Source organism: Achromobacter xylosoxidans (assembly GCF_002192695.1).
GTDB lineage: Bacteria > Pseudomonadota > Gammaproteobacteria > Burkholderiales > Burkholderiaceae_B > Achromobacter > Achromobacter xylosoxidans_C.
Genome location: NZ_MTLG01000028.1, coordinates 1 through 1,226 on the forward strand (window position 1 = coordinate 1; position 1,226 = coordinate 1,226).

Sequence of the window (1,226 nt, forward strand, 5' to 3'; positions counted from 1 at the left end):
CTCGTGCCCGCTGTCCTATCTGGACCTCGCACCGGAGCAGTCCGCCGACTGGCGTGCAGGCGTTCGCGCCTACCACGCACGGCGGCGCACACCCACGGCTGTCACGGCTCCCGCCGCGACGCTGATGGCCTGAGCCAGGAGGAACCAACATGGACCCGATCCTGGCTGCGCTCTCACCCTCGCTGCTGGCACTCGTTGAAGGAAGTTTGTCCAACGACGAAGTGTCCTCCGACGAGGAGATGCTGGAGTACTTCATCAGCAACGGCCTCACCGAGGAACAGGCACGGCAGGCACTGACCTACCGCGATCAGTACCTCAACAACATCTACCTGGACGGCTTCACGCCGATCACGGCGGTGGACGAGGCGCTTCACTTCAACCCGCACACCCGGCAATTCGAGCCGGACTGAGCGTTTTTCTTCCACCCCCTGGGGCAGTACTTGCCCCAGCGGGCGGTGCTGTTCCCGTTAATCCGAGGACACCACCATGCTCGCAAACACTTCTTCCACCACGCTGTACCGCATCGACGAATGCCCGGACGTGATGGCCGACGCTTGCGTCGGCGATGACCAGGGCAACCTGATCTTCCTGTCCATCTGGGCGCGCGACACCGCCGTCCAGCAGTTCCTGGCTCGCCTGACCCTCGGGCGCGACGAGCAGGGACTGGACCAGTTCCACATCATCACCGACCAGGGCGGCAGCGTCCCGGTGTTCATCGGCAACGTCGATCGCCTGGAAAAGCGCGTCACGCGCGCCTATCGGCGAACGCTGTTCGGTTCGCTGTCCAACGTGTGGCTGTTCGACCGCCGCTGCGTCAAGCCCGACAAGGCCAACGCCAGCGCACTGGCACTGCTGCCGCGCGACAGCGCCCACCGGCTCGACCGCCTGTGGATGCTGGTGCGGGACACCTGCCCATTGCCGCTGCTCGACCACTGGCGCGAGACCGTGCTGGAACTGCTGCAAAGCCGCGAGATGCTGGCCCGCCTTCCGTTCGCCCTCGGGCCGCTGGAAGGCCATCGGCTAGCCATCGACGTGCCGGCGCTGACCTTGGCGCTGGGTTCGCTGATCCGCAGTGATGTGCTCACCGCCTATCCATACCCGGCCAAGATCTGGACGCCGGAAGTGGTAGCGGCCTGACCCACCCACGGAGGCACGCCTTGGCGTGCTTCCGTGTTTCCTCCCCGCCAACCAGGAGACTTCCATGGCCCTCATGTTCCCGCGGCTCG

2 protein-coding genes are annotated in these 1,226 nt (G+C 65.6%); both read left to right on the forward strand.

What is annotated here, in order from left to right:
- Positions 1 to 149: 149 nt before the first annotated feature.
- The gene (locus BRO63_RS04430) at positions 150 to 410 is read left to right on the forward strand and encodes a hypothetical protein (protein ID WP_003050326.1); all 261 of its coding nucleotides are present in this window, start codon (positions 150 to 152) and stop codon (positions 408 to 410) included.
- Between the two features lie 76 nt (positions 411 to 486).
- Positions 487 to 1,137, forward strand: a complete 651-nt coding sequence (locus BRO63_RS04435; RefSeq protein WP_003050322.1) for a hypothetical protein — start codon at positions 487 to 489, stop codon at positions 1,135 to 1,137.
- Positions 1,138 to 1,226 lie beyond the last annotated feature (89 nt).

Coding starts and splice junctions, on each gene's coding strand:
- BRO63_RS04430 (WP_003050326.1), top strand. CDS start 150: ATGGACCCGATCCTGGCTGCGCTCTCACCCTCGCTGCTGGCACTCGTT.
- BRO63_RS04435 (WP_003050322.1), top strand. CDS start 487: ATGCTCGCAAACACTTCTTCCACCACGCTGTACCGCATCGACGAATGC.